Source organism: Escherichia sp. E14V7 (assembly GCF_004212225.1).
In the GTDB taxonomy this organism is placed as follows: domain Bacteria; phylum Pseudomonadota; class Gammaproteobacteria; order Enterobacterales; family Enterobacteriaceae; genus Escherichia.
The window spans coordinates 83,531-102,111 of record NZ_RHJJ01000004.1 but is presented as its reverse complement, the minus strand read 5'-3'; the positions used below and the strand labels follow the sequence as shown (position 1 = coordinate 102,111).

19 protein-coding genes are annotated in these 18,581 nt (G+C 50.7%); 9 read left to right on the top strand and 10 right to left on the bottom strand.

What is annotated here, in order from left to right:
• Positions 1-90 precede the first annotated feature (90 nt).
• From yebS to D9741_RS04820, 5 genes are all read left to right on the top strand, one after another.
• On the top strand, positions 91-1,374 hold the full coding sequence (yebS, locus tag D9741_RS04840) for a membrane integrity lipid transport subunit YebS (protein ID WP_130218738.1): 1,284 nt from the start codon (positions 91-93) through the stop codon (positions 1,372-1,374).
• Positions 1,343-3,976 carry a lipid-binding membrane homeostasis protein YebT gene (yebT, locus tag D9741_RS04835; protein WP_130218736.1) on the top strand — a complete coding sequence of 878 codons (2,634 nt, stop codon included), beginning with the start codon at positions 1,343-1,345 and terminating at the stop codon, positions 3,974-3,976. Before yebS ends, yebT begins: the two co-directional genes overlap by 32 nt.
• A 79-nt stretch (positions 3,977-4,055) precedes the next feature.
• Entirely contained in the window at positions 4,056-5,495 is a 1,440-nt protein-coding gene (rsmF, locus tag D9741_RS04830; RefSeq protein WP_130218734.1) for a 16S rRNA (cytosine(1407)-C(5))-methyltransferase RsmF, read from the top strand.
• A 117-nt stretch (positions 5,496-5,612) separates the two neighbouring features.
• A complete protein-coding gene (locus D9741_RS04825; RefSeq protein WP_002431586.1) occupies positions 5,613-5,849 on the top strand; it encodes a YebV family protein in 237 nt (78 codons plus the stop codon).
• Between the two features lie 105 nt (positions 5,850-5,954).
• Positions 5,955-6,146, top strand: a complete 192-nt coding sequence (locus D9741_RS04820; RefSeq protein ID WP_130208463.1) for a YebW family protein — start codon at positions 5,955-5,957, stop codon at positions 6,144-6,146.
• On the opposite strand, the gene pphA is transcribed toward D9741_RS04820, so the two are convergent.
• From pphA to yobA, 4 genes are all read right to left on the bottom strand, one after another.
• Positions 6,147-6,803 (bottom strand): protein-serine/threonine phosphatase, encoded by a 657-nt coding sequence (gene pphA, locus D9741_RS04815; protein ID WP_130218732.1) that lies wholly within the window; start codon positions 6,801-6,803, stop codon positions 6,147-6,149. It abuts the gene before it with no gap.
• Between the two features lie 407 nt (positions 6,804-7,210).
• Positions 7,211-7,552: a YebY family protein gene (locus D9741_RS04805; protein ID WP_130208467.1), complete on the bottom strand. Its 342-nt coding sequence runs from the start codon at positions 7,550-7,552 to the stop codon at positions 7,211-7,213.
• A gap of 13 nt (positions 7,553-7,565) precedes the next feature.
• Positions 7,566-8,438 (bottom strand): copper homeostasis membrane protein CopD, encoded by an 873-nt coding sequence (gene copD / locus D9741_RS04800; protein WP_130218728.1) that lies wholly within the window; start codon positions 8,436-8,438, stop codon positions 7,566-7,568.
• Positions 8,439-8,441: 3 nt separating this feature from the next.
• Positions 8,442-8,816, bottom strand: coding sequence for a CopC domain-containing protein YobA (gene yobA / locus D9741_RS04795; protein WP_130218726.1), 375 nt, complete (start codon positions 8,814-8,816; stop codon positions 8,442-8,444).
• Between the two features lie 138 nt (positions 8,817-8,954).
• Here yobA and holE point away from each other — a divergent pair, with 138 nt between their 5' ends.
• The 3 genes from holE to exoX all read left to right on the top strand — a co-directional run bounded on the left by holE (position 8,955) and on the right by exoX (position 10,629).
• The gene (gene holE, locus D9741_RS04790) at positions 8,955-9,185 is read left to right on the top strand and encodes a DNA polymerase III subunit theta (RefSeq protein ID WP_000916758.1); all 231 of its coding nucleotides are present in this window, start codon (positions 8,955-8,957) and stop codon (positions 9,183-9,185) included.
• Between the two features lie 100 nt (positions 9,186-9,285).
• Positions 9,286-9,942, top strand: coding sequence for a carbon-nitrogen hydrolase family protein YobB (yobB, locus tag D9741_RS04785; RefSeq protein WP_130218724.1), 657 nt, complete (start codon positions 9,286-9,288; stop codon positions 9,940-9,942).
• Positions 9,943-9,966: 24 nt separating this feature from the next.
• Positions 9,967-10,629 (top strand): exodeoxyribonuclease X, encoded by a 663-nt coding sequence (gene exoX, locus D9741_RS04780; RefSeq protein WP_130218722.1) that lies wholly within the window; start codon positions 9,967-9,969, stop codon positions 10,627-10,629.
• Here the strand turns inward: exoX and ptrB are convergent.
• The 4 genes from ptrB to yebG form a co-directional block, all read right to left on the bottom strand.
• Entirely contained in the window at positions 10,626-12,686 is a 2,061-nt protein-coding gene (gene ptrB, locus D9741_RS04775; protein WP_130218720.1) for an oligopeptidase B, read from the bottom strand. The genes exoX and ptrB overlap by 4 nt on opposite strands.
• A gap of 208 nt (positions 12,687-12,894) precedes the next feature.
• Positions 12,895-13,551, bottom strand: a complete 657-nt coding sequence (locus tag D9741_RS04770; RefSeq protein ID WP_130218718.1) for a tellurite resistance TerB family protein — start codon at positions 13,549-13,551, stop codon at positions 12,895-12,897.
• Between the two features lie 295 nt (positions 13,552-13,846).
• Positions 13,847-14,203 carry a protein YebF gene (yebF, locus tag D9741_RS04760; RefSeq protein WP_130218714.1) on the bottom strand — a complete coding sequence of 119 codons (357 nt, stop codon included), beginning with the start codon at positions 14,201-14,203 and terminating at the stop codon, positions 13,847-13,849.
• Between the two features lie 66 nt (positions 14,204-14,269).
• Positions 14,270-14,560 (bottom strand): DNA damage-inducible protein YebG, encoded by a 291-nt coding sequence (gene yebG / locus D9741_RS04755; RefSeq protein WP_130208483.1) that lies wholly within the window; start codon positions 14,558-14,560, stop codon positions 14,270-14,272.
• Positions 14,561-14,701: 141 nt separating this feature from the next.
• Here yebG and purT point away from each other — a divergent pair, with 141 nt between their 5' ends.
• Positions 14,702-15,880, top strand: a complete 1,179-nt coding sequence (purT, locus tag D9741_RS04750; protein ID WP_130218712.1) for a formate-dependent phosphoribosylglycinamide formyltransferase — start codon at positions 14,702-14,704, stop codon at positions 15,878-15,880.
• Positions 15,881-15,933: 53 nt separating this feature from the next.
• Here purT and kdgA read toward each other — a convergent pair whose 3' ends face one another.
• A complete protein-coding gene (gene kdgA / locus D9741_RS04745; RefSeq protein WP_130218710.1) occupies positions 15,934-16,575 on the bottom strand; it encodes a bifunctional 4-hydroxy-2-oxoglutarate aldolase/2-dehydro-3-deoxy-phosphogluconate aldolase in 642 nt (213 codons plus the stop codon).
• A gap of 37 nt (positions 16,576-16,612) precedes the next feature.
• On the bottom strand, positions 16,613-18,424 hold the full coding sequence (gene edd / locus D9741_RS04740) for a phosphogluconate dehydratase (RefSeq protein WP_130208487.1): 1,812 nt from the start codon (positions 18,422-18,424) through the stop codon (positions 16,613-16,615).
• Positions 18,425-18,581 lie beyond the last annotated feature (157 nt).

The window sequence follows — 18,581 nt, the reverse complement described above, 5'->3', positions numbered from 1 at the left end:
TATTAAAATAAGCATTAAATGCGTTAATGCTCAAGATCATTCCCATCATGGGTTAAGATAAATGTTAATTCTTATCACATTTGGCATGTCATGGCTCTTAACACCCCACAAATTACGCCGACAAAAAAGATAACAGTGAGCGCAATTGGCGAGGAACTACCGCGTGGTGATTATCAACGTTGCCCGCAATGTGACATGCTGTTTAGCCTGCCCGAGATAAATTCTCACCAGAGTGCCTATTGCCCGCGCTGTCAGGCGAAAATTCGCGATGGGCGTGACTGGTCGCTCACAAGGCTGGCAGCAATGGCTTTTACTATGTTGTTGCTTATGCCTTTTGCCTGGGGCGAACCTCTATTACATATCTGGCTGTTAGGTATCCGTATCGACGCCAATGTAATGCAAGGCATCTGGCAGATGACTAAACAGGGCGATGCGATAACCGGCGCAATGGTGTTTTTCTGCGTTATAGGTGCACCTCTCATACTGGTGACTTCTATTGCTTATTTATGGTTTGGCAATCGACTGGGAATGAATTTACGCCCGGTGTTGCTGATGCTGGAGCGACTAAAAGAGTGGGTAATGCTGGATATCTATCTGGTCGGCATTGGTGTTGCTTCTATAAAGGTACAGGATTACGCCCATATCCAGGCGGGCGTCGGACTATTCTCTTTTTTCGCGCTGGTGATTTTAACAACGGTGACGTTGTCACATCTTAATGTTGAACAGCTGTGGGAGCGATTTTATCCGCAGCGCCCTGCCACGCGTTGGGATGAGAATTTACGCGTTTGCCTGGGTTGTCACTTTACCGGCTATCCCGATCCGCGCGGTCGTTGCCCCCGTTGCCATATCCCACTTCGCTTGCGTCGCCATCATAGTATTCAAAAATGCTGGGCGGCGCTTTTGGCTTCAATTGTCTTATTGTTACCTGCCAACCTGCTGCCTATTTCGATCATCTACCTGAACGGTGGACGACAAGAAGATACGATTCTTTCCGGAATTATGTCGCTGGCAAACAGCAATATTGCAGTTGCCGGCATTGTTTTTATCGCCAGTATCCTGGTGCCGTTCACCAAAGTGATCGTCATGTTTACTTTGCTGGTAAGCATTCATTTTAAATGCCAGCAAGGCTTACGCACGCGGATTTTGCTATTGCGGATGGTGACCTGGATTGGCCGCTGGTCGATGCTCGATCTGTTTGTCATTTCATTAACCATGTCGCTGATTAATCGCGATCAGATCCTTGCTTTTACTATGGGACCCGCTGCGTTTTATTTCGGCGCAGCGGTTATTTTGACTATTCTTGCTGTGGAATGGCTGGACAGCCGCTTACTTTGGGATGCACATGAGTCAGGAAACGCCCGCTTCGACGACTGAAGCGCAAATTAAAACTAAACGCCGTATCTCACCTTTCTGGCTGTTGCCGTTCATCGCGCTAATGATTGCCGGTTGGCTGATTTGGGGTAGTTATCAGGATAGAGGCAATACCGTCACCATCGACTTTATGTCGGCAGACGGCATTGTTCCAGGTCGCACGCCTGTTCGTTATCAGGGCGTTGAAGTCGGCACGGTGCAGGATGTCAGCCTCAGCGATGATCTACGTAAGATTGAAGTGAAGGTCAGCATCAAGTCCGATATGAAAGATGCCCTGCGCGAAGAGACGCAGTTCTGGCTGGTGACGCCGAAAGCCTCACTGGCAGGTGTTTCCGGGCTGGATGCGCTGGTCGGCGGTAACTATATCGGCATGATGCCGGGCAAAGGTAAAGAGCAAGATCATTTTGTGGCGCTCGATACCCAGCCAAAGTATCGGCTGGATAATGGTGATCTGATGATCCACCTGCAAGCCCCCGATCTCGGTTCATTGAACAGCGGTTCGCTGGTCTATTTCCGTAAAATTCCGGTGGGACGCGTCTATGACTATGCGATCAATCCCAATAAGCAAGGCGTGGTGATTGATGTCCTGATTGAGCGGCGTTTCACCGATTTGGTGAAAAAAGGCAGCCGCTTCTGGAACGTTTCCGGCGTTGATGCCAATGTCAGTATCAGTGGCGCGAAGGTAAAACTGGAAAGTCTGGCTGCCCTGGTTAACGGTGCGATTGCCTTCGATTCACCAGAAGAGTCGAAACCTGCCGATCCGGAAGATACCTTTGGTCTGTATGAGGATCTCGCCCACAGCCAGCGTGGGGTGATCATAAAGCTGGATCTACCAGGTGGAGCCGGATTAAACGCCGATTCAACGCCGCTCATGTACCAGGGGCTGGAAGTCGGGCAACTGACCAAACTGAATTTAAACCCAGGTGGCAAAGTCACCGGGGAAATGACCGTTGATCCCAGCGTCGTCACCCTGCTTCGTGAAAACACCCGCATCGAATTACGTAACCCGAAGTTATCTCTCAACGACGCCAATCTCAGCGCCCTGTTGACCGGCAAAACGTTCGAACTGGTACCAGGTGATGGCGAGCCACGCAAAGAGTTTGTCGTTGTGCCTGGCGAGAAAGCTTTACTGCATGAACCCGATGTTCTGACGCTAACCCTGACAGCACCAGAAAGCTATGGAATTGATGCCGGTCAGCCGCTCATTCTTCACGGCGTACAGGTAGGTCAGGTTATCGACCGTAAACTCACCAGCAAAGGCGTGACATTTACCGTCGCTATCGAACCCCAGCATCGCGAACTGGTAAAAGGCGACAGCAAATTTGTCGTTAATAGTCGTGTCGACGTGAAAGTGGGTCTGGATGGTGTCGAGTTTCTCGGTGCCAGCGCCTCAGAATGGCTCAACGGCGGGATCCGTATTCTGCCCGGCGACAAAGGTGAGATGAAAGCCAGTTACCCACTGTATGCCAATCTGGAAAAAGCCCTCGAAAATAGTCTTAGTGATTTACCTACCACGACCGTGAGTTTAAGTGCGGAGACACTGCCGGATGTGCAGGCAGGGTCGGTAGTGCTGTACCGTAAATTTGAGGTCGGTGAAGTGATTACCGTACGTCCACGGGCCAATGCGTTCGATATCGATTTGCATATTAAACCGGAATATCGCAACCTGCTGACCAGCAACAGCGTGTTCTGGGCTGAAGGCGGCGCGAAAGTTCAACTTAACGGCAGCGGCCTGACCGTTCAGGCGTCACCGCTTTCGCGGGCGTTAAAGGGAGCCATCAGCTTCGATAATCTCAGCGGTGCCAGCGCCAGCCAACGTAAAGGCGATAAGCGGATTCTGTATGCTTCCGAAACAGCAGCTCGTGCGGTTGGCGGGCAGATTACGCTCCACGCTTTCGATGCCGGAAAACTGGCGGTCGGTATGCCAATTCGCTATCTCGGTATTGATATCGGGCAAATCCAGACTCTGGATCTGATCACCGCGCGCAATGAAGTACAGGCAAAGGCGGTGCTCTATCCGGAATATGTCCAGACCTTTGCGCGCGGTGGTACACGCTTCTCAGTGGTCACACCGCAAATTTCGGCAGCAGGCGTTGAGCATCTTGATACGATCCTCCAGCCGTATATCAACGTCGAACCAGGTCGGGGTAATCCTCGCCGTGACTTTGAATTGCAAGAAGCCACCATTACTGATTCGCGTTACCTTGATGGCTTAAGCATTATTGTTGAAGCGCCAGAAGCAGGTTCGTTAGGTGTTGGTACGCCAGTACTGTTCCGTGGTCTGGAAGTAGGTACAGTCACCGGAATGACGCTGGGGACATTGTCAGATCGCGTGATGATTGCGATGCGCATCAGTAAACGTTACCAGCACCTGGTACGTAACAATTCCGTCTTCTGGCTGGCTTCGGGCTACAGCCTGGACTTCGGTCTGACGGGCGGCGTGGTGAAAACCGGTACCTTTAACCAGTTTATCCGTGGCGGGATCGCCTTCGCCACGCCTCCGGGTACGCCGCTGGCGCCGAAAGCCCAGGAAGGCAAGCACTTCCTGTTGCAGGAAACTGAACCGAAAGAGTGGCGTGAATGGGGAACTGCGCTTCCCAAATAATGCCCACTGCTCCGGCGTGCCTGCGCCGGAGCGTTTATGCTAAACTGCGCGCCTGTTTTTTTGCCTGTGGTACATGCTCGTGGCCCAACACACCGTTTATTTCCCGGACGCCTTTCTGACACAAATGCGCGAAGCCATGCCTTCGACGCTCTCTTTTGATGATTTTCTCGCCGCCTGTCAGCGCCCGTTGCGCCGCAGCATTCGCGTAAATACCCTGAAAATCTCCGTTGCTGATTTCCTGCAATTAACCGCCCCTTACGGCTGGACGCTAACGCCGATTCCGTGGTGTGAAGAAGGTTTCTGGATTGAACGCGACGATGAAGATGCATTGCCGTTGGGCAGTACCGCCGAACATTTAAGCGGCCTGTTTTATATTCAGGAAGCCAGTTCAATGTTGCCCGTTGCCGCATTGTTTGCCGACGATAATACCCCACAGCGGGTGATGGATGTCGCCGCCGCGCCTGGTTCAAAAACCACGCAAATTGCCGCTCGCATGAATAACGAAGGGGCGATTCTTGCCAATGAGTTTTCCGCCAGCCGGGTAAAAGTGTTACATGCCAATATCAGTCGCTGCGGTATCCGTAACGTGTCTCTGACTCATTTTGATGGCCGCGTCTTTGGTACGGCGTTACCAGAAATGTTCGACGCCATTTTACTGGACGCCCCCTGCTCTGGCGAAGGCGTGGTGCGTAAAGATCCCGACGCACTGAAAAACTGGTCACCGGAAAGCAATCAGGAAATTGCTGCCACCCAACGGGAACTGATCGACAGTGCCTTTCATGCTTTACGTCCTGGCGGTACGCTGGTTTACTCGACCTGTACCTTAAACCGGGAAGAAAACGAAGCCGTTTGCCTGTGGCTGAAAGAGACTTACCCCGACGCAGTAGAGTTTTTACCGCTTGGCGATCTCTTCCCTGGCGCGGACAAGGCGCTCACCGAAGAAGGCTTTTTGCACGTTTTCCCACAAATTTACGACTGCGAAGGCTTCTTCGTTGCCCGGCTACGCAAAACACAGTCGATTCCCGCCTTACCCGCACCGAAATACAAAGTGGGTAATTTCCCGTTTAGCCCAATCAAAGATCGCGAAGCCGCACAAATTCGCCAGGCGGCAACTGCCGTTGGCTTACAGTGGGATGAAAATCTGCGTCTCTGGCAGCGCGATAAAGAACTCTGGCTGTTCCCGGCGGGCATTGAAGCCCTGATCGGTAAAGTCCGATTTTCCCGTCTGGGAATTAAGCTTGCTGAAACGCATAACAAAGGTTATCGCTGGCAGCATGAAGCGGTTATTGCCCTGGCATCCCCGAACCATACGAACGCTTTCGAACTGACGCCTCAGGAAGCGGAAGAGTGGTATCGCGGGCGCGATGTTTACCCGCAAACCGTGCCAACTACGGATGATGTGCTGGTAACCTTCCAGAATCAGCCAATAGGTTTAGCCAAACGTATTGGCTCGCGACTGAAAAACAGTTACCCACGTGAACTGGTGCGCGATGGGAAACTTTTTACCGGTAACGCCTGATAGCGCACAAAAAAAGCGCACTTTTTGACTGGCACATTCGCCTGCCTCAACTACGCTGAAAAATGGTGCGATCGGACTGGTCGTACCACAACCGGCAGATAAATGGAGAGCACGAAGATGAAAACCAGTGTGCGCATAGGCGCTTTTGAAATCGATGACGGCGAGTTACACGGCGAATCGCCAGGTGATCGAACATTAACAATTCCTTGTAAATCTGACCCCGATTTATGTATGCAACTTGATGCCTGGGACGCCGAAACCAGCATTCCAGCTCTACTAAACGGCGAACACTCTGTCCTGTACCGTACCCGCTACGATCAAAAGTCTGATGCCTGGATTATGCGTCTTGCATGATCCAAAAAGAACCCGTCGGCATGGCGGGTTATTTATTCTGGTTATTTCCCCGAAGTAAAATCCTCTCCTAAACTTAACGGTACGGCACCACACTTCGAGGATGAAATGTTCGCGCTGGTACTTTTTGTTTGCTATCTGGATGCTGGCTGTGAAGATATTGTTGTTGATGTTTACAACACGGAACAGCAGTGCGTCTACTCAATGGACGATCAACGGATCCGCCACGGCGGCTGCTTTCCTGTTGAGGATTTTATTGATGGGTTCTGGCGGCCCGCGCAGGAGTACAGTGACTTTTAATTACTGGAGTTGTTCCACTGTGAGTGTCCCTCCGAAGACGGCGCCGGTGTCTATATAATGCAAGTTTCCAATATCTACGCGATGAGGTAACGGCGTATGACCAAACCAGAAATGGTCAGCACCGGTAATTCCCTGCCCTTTTTGGCCTTCACGTAATCGCGAACGACTCCACAATACCTGGTGCAAATCGACGTCCTTTTGCCATTGATAAACATCGTCAGGATAATCAGCATGGGCAATAACGTGTTTGCCAGTGCGACTGTTTAATTCAAGAATAAAAGGCAAATGCTGGCATTTGCTGAGCGCCCTTTCTGCTTGCTTCTGTTGCTTATCTGCCAGTGCAGCAAACCAGTCGCCACCGTTCATATACCATAAAGACATCTGCTGCGTGGCCAGCGCATCTATCGCCATCTGCTCATGATTGCCTCTTACCGCTCTGACCCAGCGTTGCTCCAGTAGTTGAAGACAACGCAAACTCTCCGGACCACGATCAATAACATCACCTACCGAGATCAATAAGTCTTGCCACGGGTCAAAACGGCAATGCCATAATTTGATACGCAGTTGCCCAAAGCAGCCATGAATATCCCCCACCAACCAGATATGTCGCCAATGGCTGCCATCAATTTTCTGATAGGTGCGGCCTGCCTCTTTCATCAATTTTTTACTCCCGCGCAGAAGGTCACATTATTTTAACATAAATGTTAAAAAAGGCTGGACTGAAGCAGTAGAGTGTGTGTTATGGTTGATTGTGAAGTCAGCACAGGGAAAACAGTGATGTATTCATCCGCTGGCTTAATAGATAAAAAGAGACCGAATACGATTCCTGTATTCGGTCCAGGGAAATGGCTCTTGGGAGAGAGCCGTGCGCTAAAAGTTGGCATTAATGCAGGCTTAGTTGCCTTGCCCTTTAAGAATAGATGACGACGCCAGGTTTTCCAGTCCACACGAAAAGTGGTCAGAAAAAAGCGTCTTTATCATCGTTTTAAAAGTAAAAAAAACGCCCGATCTGATAAAAGATCCTGGGCGTTTTTTCTGACAAATCAAAAAGCTAATTCAGGTAACTAGCAGAGTTTTTCAGCTCGTTCTATAAATGGCATCAGGCTCATTTTTTCACCGGGTTTGTTGGGATCTTCAATCTGGATCACCGAAATAGGCTGGGCCTTAGTCTTCCCACTGGAAACTTCTTTTTGCGCAACATCGTTCAAAGGGTATTGAACCAGAGTGCTGGGGTTAATGACATACAGCGCATTACCCGGTCGGCATGTCAACATCACTTCTTCGCGATTAAACGCCCATTTGTCTTTGCCAATTTCAAAACGGCTGACGGTAATCACCTGAGGAGCCGCCAGCGCCGCAGTGGAACTGGTGAGCAACAAAAACGCCAATATACTTTTTTTCATCATTTATCGTAATCCATCAAAACGGTTCCAGAGTCGCTAGCAGGCTGATAATCACCAGTACCACCGCGCCTATCGCCCATTCGAGTTGAGTCATCCATACAAACCAGGGAACAGCCCGGTCTTCATCATGCCGCATTCTTGGGACCAGAACATAACGATTTGCCAGCGCGATAACCACCATAATCATTACCAGTATGACTTTGAGCAATAAGAGCTGGCCCCAGTAAGAGGCAAGCGTGGGGGGAAATCCCGTGATGAGTAATGCATTGAGCACACCACTCACTAGCACGCCAATGACAGCAAAATGTCCGCACCAGGAAAAACGCATCAGCGCATGAATGGCCGGGCGTTTCCAGCGCCCTTTCACCAGCCGCATACACCAGACAACCGGCAGTAGCCCTCCAAACCATGCGGCAGCACAGATAAGATGTACGGCGTGATTGGTCTGATGAATTTTTGCGGTTAATCCTTCATTTAATGTCGCGTGTCCCATACCCGCCATCAGGATAAATTGCGCGGTAGTCAGCATAAACAGTAACCGCAACATATTCCGTGGTTGCATCAGAACGACGGTCAACGTAACGAGAGCGAGAACGATTTGCCAAATCCAGACGCCTCCGAAGTGCGTTTGTAACACCGACTGCCAGATGCTCAGCGAAACGACATCTGGCCATCCCGCGCCCATCAACCCACCCTGAACGGCGAACATCGCTGCGGCACTGATCAAACTCCATGCGGCTGCGTGCTGTTGTAAACGCAAAAAACGCTTCGTCAATAATCGACGAATCGTCACTGGTGCCAACCATGCCCCGTACATCGCGAAGCCAAAAACCAGCATCAGAGAGATAAAATGGATAAATCGCAGTGTGACCCAGGTAAGCGCTAGCATGCTTTATTTCACAGTAAAGGTGTACTGCCCTTTGGTTTTATGCCCGTCCACCGAAACAACATGCCAGTCAACGGTATAACTTCCGGGATTCAGGGCGTCGGCAAGCGGAACGATCAATTGCTTTTTGTCTTGTTCATTACGCTTCGCGGGTAATGTTTTAACATTTTCATTCTTCGGGCCGATGATTTTGGCCCCACTGAATCCAGGTTCAATATCTTCAGAGAAATTTAAAGTAACGGCCTGTGGGGCAGCGGTGACCGCCGCATTCGCCGCAGGATACTGGTGAGTCAGGTGCGCATGAGCCCAGACGGAAGGGGCCGCCAGCAAACCGGCAATGATTGCCAGCGTATAACGAAGAGAACGCGCAGTTGAAACCATATTATCTATTCCTTTTTGTAATGAGTTTTTTACAGAGCATAACCTTGTCTAATGAGAGAGTCGAGGATCATCAATTCAGGCTTGCCATCCTGGCTGACTCTTAGTAACTTTTGCCCGCAATTAACGAGGAGACACCGTATGCTGAAGAATCTGGCCAAACTGGATCAAACTGAAATGGATAAAGTAAATGTCGATCTGGCCGCTGCCGGAGTGGCATTTAAAGAACGGTACAATATGCCGGTGATTGCTGAAGCGGTTGAACGTGAACAACCGGAGCACTTGCGTGGCTGGTTTCGTGAGCGCCTTATTGCCCACCGTCTCGCCTCTGTAAATCTGTCACGTTTACCTTACGAGCCCAAACTTAAATAAACCTTATATTAAGTTACACTTTCTTACATGGTGCCTGCTAAATTATAAGTATTTTCTCATACACGCCATTATTCGCAGACACTATGAAAAGGAAGTCATCATGTCGTACTGGAAAGTTGCAGCAGCACAATATGAGCCTCGTAATGCTTCACTCACTGAACAGGTAGCCCATCATCTGGAGTTCGTGAGGGCTGCCGCCAGACACCAGTGCGAACTTTTGGTTTTTCCCTCACTTTCTCTACTGGGATGTGATTACAAACGACGTGCGCTTCCGTCTCCGCCCGATCTCTCGCTTTTAGACCCGCTTTGTTATGCAGCAACAACCTCGCGAATGACCATTATTGCTGGCCTTCCCGTTGAATATAATGAGCGTTTTATTCGCGGTATTGCCGTATTCGCCCCCTGGATGAAAACGCCAGGAATTTATCATCAAAGTCATGGTGCATGCCTGGGTCAACGTTCCGAAACCATCACTGTAGTGGATGGCCAACCGGAAGGTATTGATATGGACCCGACTTGTTCACTTTTTACAACCGGGCAATGCATCGGTGAACCTGACCTATTGGCTTCGACCCGACGCTTAGAGTTTTTCTCACATCAATACTCCATCGCTGTGCTAATGGCGAACGCCCGTGGTAACAGCGCACTGTGGGATGAACATGGCCGCCTTATTGTTCGCGCCGATCGCGGTTCGCTTTTGTTGGTTGGCCAGCGCTCTTCCCAGGGTTGGCAAGGCGATATCATTCCATTACGCTAGGCGTTTTCTTCCTGGAGCATGACCATGTTGCGCATTATCGATACAGAAACCTGCGGTTTGCAGGGAGGGATCGTTGAAATTGCCTCTGTTGATGTTGTTAACGGGAAAATCGTCAACCCTATGAGCCACCTGGTGCGTCCCGACCGTCCCATCAGTCCACAAGCCATGGCGATTCACCGTATCACAGAGTCCATGGTTGCCGACAAACCGTGGATTGAAGAAGTTATCCCGCACTATTACGGTAGCGAATGGTATGTCGCCCACAATGCCAGTTTTGACCGCCGGGTATTGCCAGAAATGCCCGGTGAGTGGATTTGCACCATGAAACTGGCTCGTCGTTTGTGGCCAGGAATCAAGTACAGCAATATGGCACTGTATAAATCGCGCAAGCTGAATGTCCAGACACCATCGGGTCTGCATCAACACCGCGCGTTGTATGATTGCTATATTACCGCAGCCCTGCTTATCGATATTATGAACACATCAGGCTGGACGGCGGAGCAGATGGCGGATATCACCGGGCGGCCGTCGTTGTTGACAACGTTCACGTTTGGCAAGTATCGCGGTAAAGCCGTATCAGACGTTGCAAAGCGCGATCCGGGCTATCTGCGCTGGTTGTTTAACAACCTTGACAGTATGAGCCCGGAGTTACGTTTAACCTTGAAGCATTATCTGGAGAGTGTTTAACCCGCTGATTGGCCTGGTAATGTCCCCTGCGCCAGGGCTATCAGAAAAGCATATTCCATCGCCACACCTTCGTAGGATTTAAAACGTCCGGATTTACCGCCATGCCCTGAATCCATGTCGGTACAAAGCAATAATAGATGATTATCAGTTTTAAGCTCGCGCAGCTTAGCCACCCATTTTGCCGGTTCCCAGTATTGCACCTGTGAATCGTGTAATCCGGTCGTTACCAGCAGATGCGGATAAGCCTGAGCCGTGACATTGTCATACGGGCTGTAGCTTTTCATATACTCATAATATTGCGGATCCTGCGGATTTCCCCACTCTTCAAATTCGCCGGTAGTAAGAGGAATCGACTCATCAAGCATCGTTGTTACAACATCAACAAACGGTACCTGGGCAATCACGCCGTGGAATAACTCGGGGCGCTCATTAATTGCAACGCCCATCAACATACCGCCAGCACTGCCCCCCATCGCATAACAGAGTGAAGGTGAACCGTAGCCCAGCTTTAACAATGCGTCGCAGGCATCGAGATAGTCATTAAAGGTATTTTTCTTTTTCAGGAATTTACCGTCTTCGTACCATTGCTGCCCCAGCTCGCCGCCACCACGGACATGGACAATGGCGTAGACAAAACCGCGATCCAACAAACTCAGGCGGCTAAAACTAAAATCGGCATCAATGCTTGCGCCGTAAGAGCCATATCCATATACCAGCAGCGGGTTGTGGCCTTTCTGGAAATGCTTGCGATGATAGACCAGCGAAACAGGCACTTCGACGCCATCACGGGCAGTGATCCACAAGTGTTCGCTGCGGTAATTCGCCGCATCGAAACCGGGGACTTCCGTTTGTTTTAATACCCGACGCTCTCCAGTATCCATATCCAGTTCAAACAATGTATCTGGCGTAGTCATGGAGGAATAGCCATAACGCAATCGTGAGGTTTCAGGTTCCGGGTTATAGGCAATCCAGGTAACGTAAGCCGGATCATCAAAGGCAATGCCGATAACCTCCCGCGTTTTGCGGTTGATTTGCCGCAGACTGGTTAACCCACGCTGACGCTCTTCAACCACCAACCAGTCAGTAAACAGCGTAAAGCCTTCGAGCATGATGTTATCGCGCGGTGGGATTAACTCTTCCCACGCTTGCTCATCACGCATACGGGTACGGTATAAGCCAAAATTTTTGCCGTTGCGGTTGGAGCGCAGATAAAACCGATGCTGGTAGTGATCAAGACTGTATTCGTGATCTTTGCGACGCGGTAAAAAGACAAACGGCTCGGCATCGGCCAGCTCTGCATCCAGCAGCCGAACTTCGCTGGTAGTGGCGCTGGCAAGATGAATAACCACATAGTGTTTCGACGTCGTTTTATGTAGGCTGACGTAAAAGGTATCGTCTTTTTCTTCGTAAATCAGTTTGTCTTCAGATGCTGGAGTGCCAATGGCATGCCGCCAGACCTGATACGGCAACAACGTCACTGGATGCTTGCGAACATAATAAAATGTCCAGGAGTCATTCGCCCAGACAAAGCTGGGTTCCACGTTATCAAGCAGTTCAGGATACCAGTTGCCCGTTTCCAGATTGCGAAAACGGATACCGTACTGGCGTCGGGAAAGAAAATCTTCTGCAAGTGCCATAATCGTGTTATCGGGCGTAATCGCCATTCCGCCCATTGAATAAAACTCACTGTGCGCCGCCCGTTTGTTCGCATCGAGCAGAGTCTCCCATTCGTCCCACTCTTCACTGAACGCTGACTGACGCTGGTAGATTGCATATTCACAACCAGGTTCATAAATTTGCCGGTAGCGATAGCCATTTTTGACGTAAGGTGCAGAGACTTCTCTTTGCGGTATGCGGTCAATGATTTCTTTTAATATCCGATCCTGCAAAGCTTGTTGCGACGCCATGACCTGATGACCGTAGCTATTTTCTTGTTGCAGGTAATCCAGCACTTCCGGCTGCGAGCGTGTGTCGTCCCGCAGCCAGTAGTAATTATCGATGCGCGTGTCGCCATGAAGCGTCATGGCATGGGGGATGCGGGCGGCTTTTGGTAGCATGTTATTGTTCTTTCTGGTTGAAACATCTTATAAGGGTGGCAAAACTCACCCGGGATGCAAGCGAAACAGGGCGGTCATTGTATAGATGATGACAGGTAATGGTGTGAAAATCGAAAGGATGTCGCCAGCGAAAATTAATTCGCTCAAATAGCTGTGCGGTTTTGTATAGCCCGATAAACAGGCATATCAGGCTATACGGAGTGAGATATTATTCAGACAAAGTGCGTTTTTGCTGTTCGAGATCGCGTTCAATTCCTTCACGGACTTCCTGGGGAATTTTCAGCGCATCCCCCAGTGCATTCAGGTAACTGCGCTCCATAAAATGGTCAATATCAATAGCCGCACAGCTCAGGAAATAGATCTCCAGTGCCTCTTCTTCGTTGCGAATCCCCTGGGCCAGGCGCTGCGGATCCAATGGTTGCTCGATTGCCTGTTCGATAAGTTCACGCCCCTGCTCTTCAACACCAGCTTCACGCAATTGCTGGTCGATAGCCGCGCGTTCTTTACTATCGATATGACCATCGCTTTTGGCAGCAAAAACCAGGGCGAGGATTAAACGTTCTGTACGTTCATCCAGCGGCGTACTTTGAGTGCCGAATTGCGGTTCGTTCTGATGTGCCGCACGAATTTTATCTTTGTATTTGTTCCACAGTACTGTACCGGCGACCGCTCCGCCACCGACCAGCAACGCGTTTGTACCGTATTTCGTTAATAGTTTACGCGCTGATTTATTCGCAACCAGCAGCCCTGCCAACCCGCCTAATGCGCCGGGTACTAAAAGTTTTCCCAATCCCTGATCTGTAGACGAAGAGGAAGAACTGCTTTGCCCAAGAAGGGATTGCAGTTGATTTAACCAGTTAGCCATTTTTGCTCCTCAATTCACCATTTTAATGGCAATAGCATAGCGAATGAGGATGTCAGAAAGTGTATATAGAGACAAAAGATGCGCAAATAAGCGGGACGGGAGGCAGTCCTCACAGGAAATTCACGTCAGGTAAGGTGCCGGGTGATGTGATTAATTTGAGGCTTGTAGATTTGATTGTGATTGTCTTATGCGAACCTGGCGTTTCTTATCAGGATTCTGGGGAGTTAGTGCATTGTTGGGCGGATAAGGCGCTCGCGCCGCATCCGCCAGCGGTAAACCGAATTATCAGAAGCCATTAGCGCCGCTGATATTCCGCCATTCCCGCTTTACAATCCACATTAACCAGATAATGAATATCGGCACTTTTACCACGCACGGTCAGCGGTACCGACCATTTATCATCTTTCCCCTGAATGTCCTGCAAACTAACCCACGCCACCGGATCGGCCTGACCGACGATTTTTTGATCGTCTGCCCAGCGCGCCACGCGGTTTTGCTGATAATCACGTTTTACACTCGCAGCGATTCCGGCTGCATCTAAACCTTCACATTTGGGGAAAGTTACCGACTTGCTGGTTTCGTTATTGGCAGCGAAAACTGATATACAGGCGGAAACCAACAACAGCCCCAACAACGCTCCTCTTTTTTTCATGTTTTTCTCCATAGCACAATGATTCAGGAGAAAGCATGGTACAAATTATCAGGAGCGCAAGTTACTTCAGGCGGCGTGAGTTTCACCTTCCCCATCCGTGTCAGTATCAACCACCTGAGGAGAAGGTAATTTACCGGTTTTCAGAATGGTACTAAGCACATCTTTCTGTTCCGCCAACCACAAAGAAAGCGCCTCACGCTGCTCGTCTTCCATTGTCACCGGAGAATTCGCCAACCATGTGTCGAGTAGATCCGCTGTATCGAGCATTTTGTCATAAGCATCGGCTTCCTTTTTGCTGGTAAACGACATCTTCTCTTCGCCCTCACGAATGACTACGTATTTAATTTCAACCGCCATTTGCAGCCTCTCATCATAACTGTAATTTTATACAGTATATTTCTTTTCAGTCGAGAAATCAACGCAAGCAATCAAGCAATAAAGACACACGCAAACGTTTTCGTTTATACTTCACGCGGAATTAATCAGGGGATATTCGTTATGACGTTATTAGGCACTGCGCTGCGTCCGGCAGCAACTCGCGTGATGTTATTGGGCTCCGGTGAACTGGGTAAAGAAGTGGCTATCGAATGCCAACGCCTCGGCGTAGAGGTGATTGCGGTCGATCGCTACGCCGACGCGCCCGCCATGCATGTCGCTCATCGCGCCCATGTCATTAATATGCTGGATAGCGACGCATTGCGCCGTGTTGTTGAACTGGAAAAACCACATTATATCGTGCCGGAGATCGAAGCTATTGCTACCGATATGCTGATCCAGCTTGAAGAGGAAGGGCTAAATGTTGTCCCCTGCGCGCGTGCAACACAATTGACGATGAACCGCGAAGGTATTCGTCGTCTGGCTGCGGAAGAGCTTCAGCTTCCCACTTCAACTTATCGTTTTGCTGATAGCGAAGACCTTTTCCGCGAGGCGGTCGCCGCCATTGGCTACCCCTGCATTGTTAAACCGGTGATGAGTTCTTCCGGCAAGGGGCAGACGTTTATTCGCTCTGCCGAACAACTGACTCAGGCATGGGAGTACGCCCAGCAAGGTGGTCGCGCCGGAGCGGGTCGCGTGATTGTTGAAGGCGTCGTTAAGTTTGATTTCGAAATTACCCTGCTGACCGTCAGCGCGGTAGATGGTGTTCATTTCTGTGCGCCTGTAGGTCATCGCCAGGAAGACGGTGACTATCGTGAATCCTGGCAACCGCAGCAAATGAGTCCACTGGCCCTCGAACGTGCGCAGGAGATTGCCCGCAAGGTGGTGCTTGCACTGGGTGGTTATGGGCTGTTTGGTGTCGAGTTGTTTGTCTGTGGTGATGAAGTGATTTTTAGTGAAGTCTCCCCTCGCCCACATGACACCGGGATGGTGACGTTAATTTCTCAGGATCTTTCTGAGTTTGCCCTGCATGTGCGTGCTTTCCTGGGACTGCCGGTGGGCGGGATTCGCCAGTATGGTCCTGCCGCTTCAGCCGTTATCCTGCCGCAACTGACCAGCCAGAATGTCACGTTTGACAACGTGCAGAAGGCCGTTGGCGCAGGTTTGCAGATTCGTTTATTTGGTAAGCCCGAAATTGATGGTAGCCGTCGTCTGGGGGTTGCGCTGGCTACAGCAGAAAGTGTTGATGAAGCGATTGAACGCGCGAAGCACGCCGCCGCACAGGTAAAAGTACAAGGTTAAATCTGGCAAAAACGCGACAAAAATGCCCGATCCACGATCGGGCATTTTGACTGTTACAGCTTCGCGCCTTCTACTGCTTCACGCGCCAGCTTAGTAATGCGCTCGTAATCGCCCGCTTCCAGCGCATCTGCCGGAACCAGCCAGGAACCACCAATGCACAGTACGCTTTTCAGCGCCAGGTAATCACGGTAGTTAGCCGGAGAAATACCACCAGTCGGGCAGAAACGAACCTGAGAGAACGGACCCGCAATTGCCTGCAGTGCTTTCACGCCGCCATTAGCTTCTGCCGGGAAGAATTTGAACTCTTTCAGGCCGTAGTCCATACCCAGCATCAGTTCGGAAACAGTGCTGATACCTGGAATCAGAGGAATAGTCCCTTCTGTCGCCACTTTCAGCAGTGGTTCAGTCAGACCTGGGCTGATTGCGAACTGAGCCCCCGCTTCAGTCACTTCTGCCAGTTGCTGCGGATTCAGCACCGTACCGGCACCGACAATCGCTTCCGGCACTTCTTTGGCGATAGCGCGGATAGCATCAACTGCACACGCCGTACGCAGAGTCACTTCCAGAACGCGCACCCCACCAGCAACCAACGCTTTTGCCATTGGCACCGCGTGTTCCAGTTTATTTACCACGATAACCGGTACAACCGGGCCGGTGGTCAGGATTGATTCTGCACTTGTTTTCCAGTTTTTCATCAGAGTTTTCTCTCGCCTGATTACAAATTTTGTCGTCTTAAAAAGTGATACAGGTTGCGCCCTGTTCGGCACCGGACAGTTTTTCGCGCAAGGCGCTGAATAATTCACGTCCTGTTCCCACGCGTGAAGCGCTCAGGTCAGGAATGTGCGGTTCGCGAGCAGCCAGTTCAGCTTCGTCTACCAGCAGCGTCAGTTCGCCTGTCTGTCCATTCACACGAATGATGTCCCCATCGCGCACTTTTGCCAGCAGCCCACCATCGTAGGCTTCTGGTGTTACGTGGATAGCTGACGGCACTTTACCTGAAGCACCAGAGAGTCGTCCATCGGTAACTAACGCAATTTTGAAACGCCGGTCCAATAATACACCAAGTGGCGGCATGAGTTTATGTAATTCTGGCATTCCGTTCGCTTTTGGCCCCTGATGGCGGACAACAACCACACAATCACGGTCCAGCATACCTGCTTCAAAAGCAGGCATAACGTCATGCTGGCTCTCGAAAACAACAGCAGGCGCTTCAATCACCTGGTTTTCAACCGGCACTGCAGAGGTTTTCATGACGGCACGGCCCAGGTTGCCGCTTAACACTTTTGTCCCGCCATGATGCGAGAAAGGTTGTTCAAAGGAAGCAATCACATTGCTGTCGAGCGATTTGTCTGCACCTTCGCGCCAGTCCAGCTCGCCGTTATTCAGCCATGGTTCGAGGGTATAGCGCGAAAGACCAAAGCCCGCCACCGTATTGACATCTTCATGCAACAGGCCCGCCTTGAGCAGCTCACGCACCAGAACCGGTACACCACCCGCCGCCTGGAAGTGGTTAATATCGGCCGGACCGTTTGGATACAAACGCGCCATCAGAGGTACGACATCAGAAAGGTCAGAGAAGTCATCCCAGTTAATCTGAATACCGGCTGCACGCGCCATCGCCACCAGGTGCATGGTGTGGTTAGTAGAACCACCGGTCGCCAGCAGTGCAACAATACCGTTCACCACCACTTTCTCGTCGATCATCTTACCGATCGGCATCCATTCATTACCGTTGCCAGTCATGCGTGTAACCTGGCGCGCAGCGGCTGCGGTTAATGCATCACGTAACGGGGAGTCTGGATGAACAAAAGAAGAGCCCGGCAACTGCATCCCCATAAACTCCACCACCATCTGGTTGGTGTTGGCAGTACCGTAGAAAGTACATGTACCAGGGGCGTGATAAGACGCAGCCTCTGACTCCAGCAGTGCCATTCGATCCACCTTCCCTTCGGCATAAAGCTGGCGAATACGCACTTTTTCTTTATTTGGCAACCCGCTTGCCATCGGACCTGACGGCACAAATACCGCAGGCAAATGACCGAACGACAGCGCTGCCATCGTCAGCCCTGGGACAATCTTATCGCACACACCGAGGAACAGCGCGCCATCAAACATGTTATGGGACAGCCCCACAGCCGCAGACATCGCAATGACTTCGCGGCTTAACAGCGACAGTTCCATACCATCCTGCCCCTGGGTGACACCATCACACATCGCCGGAACACCACCCGCAACCTGCCCAACCGCATTAGCTTCATGCAGTGCTTTACGAATGATCTCGGGATAATGTTCATAAGGCTGGTGGGCGGAGAGCATGTCGTTGTAGGAGGTGATGATAGCGATATTGTTACGCAACATGCTTTTCAGGGAGGCTTTGTCTTCTGGCTGGCAAGCGGCGAAACCGTGAGCCAGGTTACCGCATGCCAACTGCGAACGATGAACGGTCGAAGTTTTCGCTTGTTCGATCCGGGCGAGGTAAGCAGAGCGAGTCTCGCGCGAACGTTCAATGATTCGATTTGTTACGCGTAACAATTGTGGATTCATAAAGGCTCCTGAAATTGAGTTGTCAGAGCAGGATGATTCACAACGCGTTTCATACATGGATATTATGATTGAAACGCCTGTAACCGGAGCTCATAGGGCAAAAACGTTTCAGTCAGTGTAATAAAAAAAGCCTCGTGGGTGAATCCGCACGAGGCCT

Bases quoted from the DNA above. Each gene is read 5' to 3' on its own strand.
- exoX (WP_130218722.1), top strand. From the start codon at position 9,967: ATGTTGCGCATTATCGATACAGAAACCTGCGGTTTGCAGGGAGGGATC.
- yebT (WP_130218736.1), top strand. From the start codon at position 1,343: ATGAGTCAGGAAACGCCCGCTTCGACGACTGAAGCGCAAATTAAAACT.
- yobB (WP_130218724.1), top strand. From the start codon at position 9,286: ATGTCGTACTGGAAAGTTGCAGCAGCACAATATGAGCCTCGTAATGCT.
- holE (WP_000916758.1), top strand. From the start codon at position 8,955: ATGCTGAAGAATCTGGCCAAACTGGATCAAACTGAAATGGATAAAGTA.
- yebF (WP_130218714.1), bottom strand. From the start codon at position 14,203: ATGAAAAAAAGAGGAGCGTTGTTGGGGCTGTTGTTGGTTTCCGCCTGT.
- purT (WP_130218712.1), top strand. From the start codon at position 14,702: ATGACGTTATTAGGCACTGCGCTGCGTCCGGCAGCAACTCGCGTGATG.
- ptrB (WP_130218720.1), bottom strand. From the start codon at position 12,686: ATGCTACCAAAAGCCGCCCGCATCCCCCATGCCATGACGCTTCATGGC.
- yebS (WP_130218738.1), top strand. From the start codon at position 91: ATGGCTCTTAACACCCCACAAATTACGCCGACAAAAAAGATAACAGTG.
- pphA (WP_130218732.1), bottom strand. From the start codon at position 6,803: ATGAAAGAGGCAGGCCGCACCTATCAGAAAATTGATGGCAGCCATTGG.
- D9741_RS04770 (WP_130218718.1), bottom strand. From the start codon at position 13,551: ATGGCTAACTGGTTAAATCAACTGCAATCCCTTCTTGGGCAAAGCAGT.
- D9741_RS04820 (WP_130208463.1), top strand. From the start codon at position 5,955: ATGTTCGCGCTGGTACTTTTTGTTTGCTATCTGGATGCTGGCTGTGAA.
- copD (WP_130218728.1), bottom strand. From the start codon at position 8,438: ATGCTAGCGCTTACCTGGGTCACACTGCGATTTATCCATTTTATCTCT.
- kdgA (WP_130218710.1), bottom strand. From the start codon at position 16,575: ATGAAAAACTGGAAAACAAGTGCAGAATCAATCCTGACCACCGGCCCG.
- D9741_RS04805 (WP_130208467.1), bottom strand. From the start codon at position 7,552: ATGATGAAAAAAAGTATATTGGCGTTTTTGTTGCTCACCAGTTCCACT.
- yobA (WP_130218726.1), bottom strand. From the start codon at position 8,816: ATGGTTTCAACTGCGCGTTCTCTTCGTTATACGCTGGCAATCATTGCC.
- edd (WP_130208487.1), bottom strand. From the start codon at position 18,424: ATGAATCCACAATTGTTACGCGTAACAAATCGAATCATTGAACGTTCG.
- yebG (WP_130208483.1), bottom strand. From the start codon at position 14,560: ATGGCGGTTGAAATTAAATACGTAGTCATTCGTGAGGGCGAAGAGAAG.
- D9741_RS04825 (WP_002431586.1), top strand. From the start codon at position 5,613: ATGAAAACCAGTGTGCGCATAGGCGCTTTTGAAATCGATGACGGCGAG.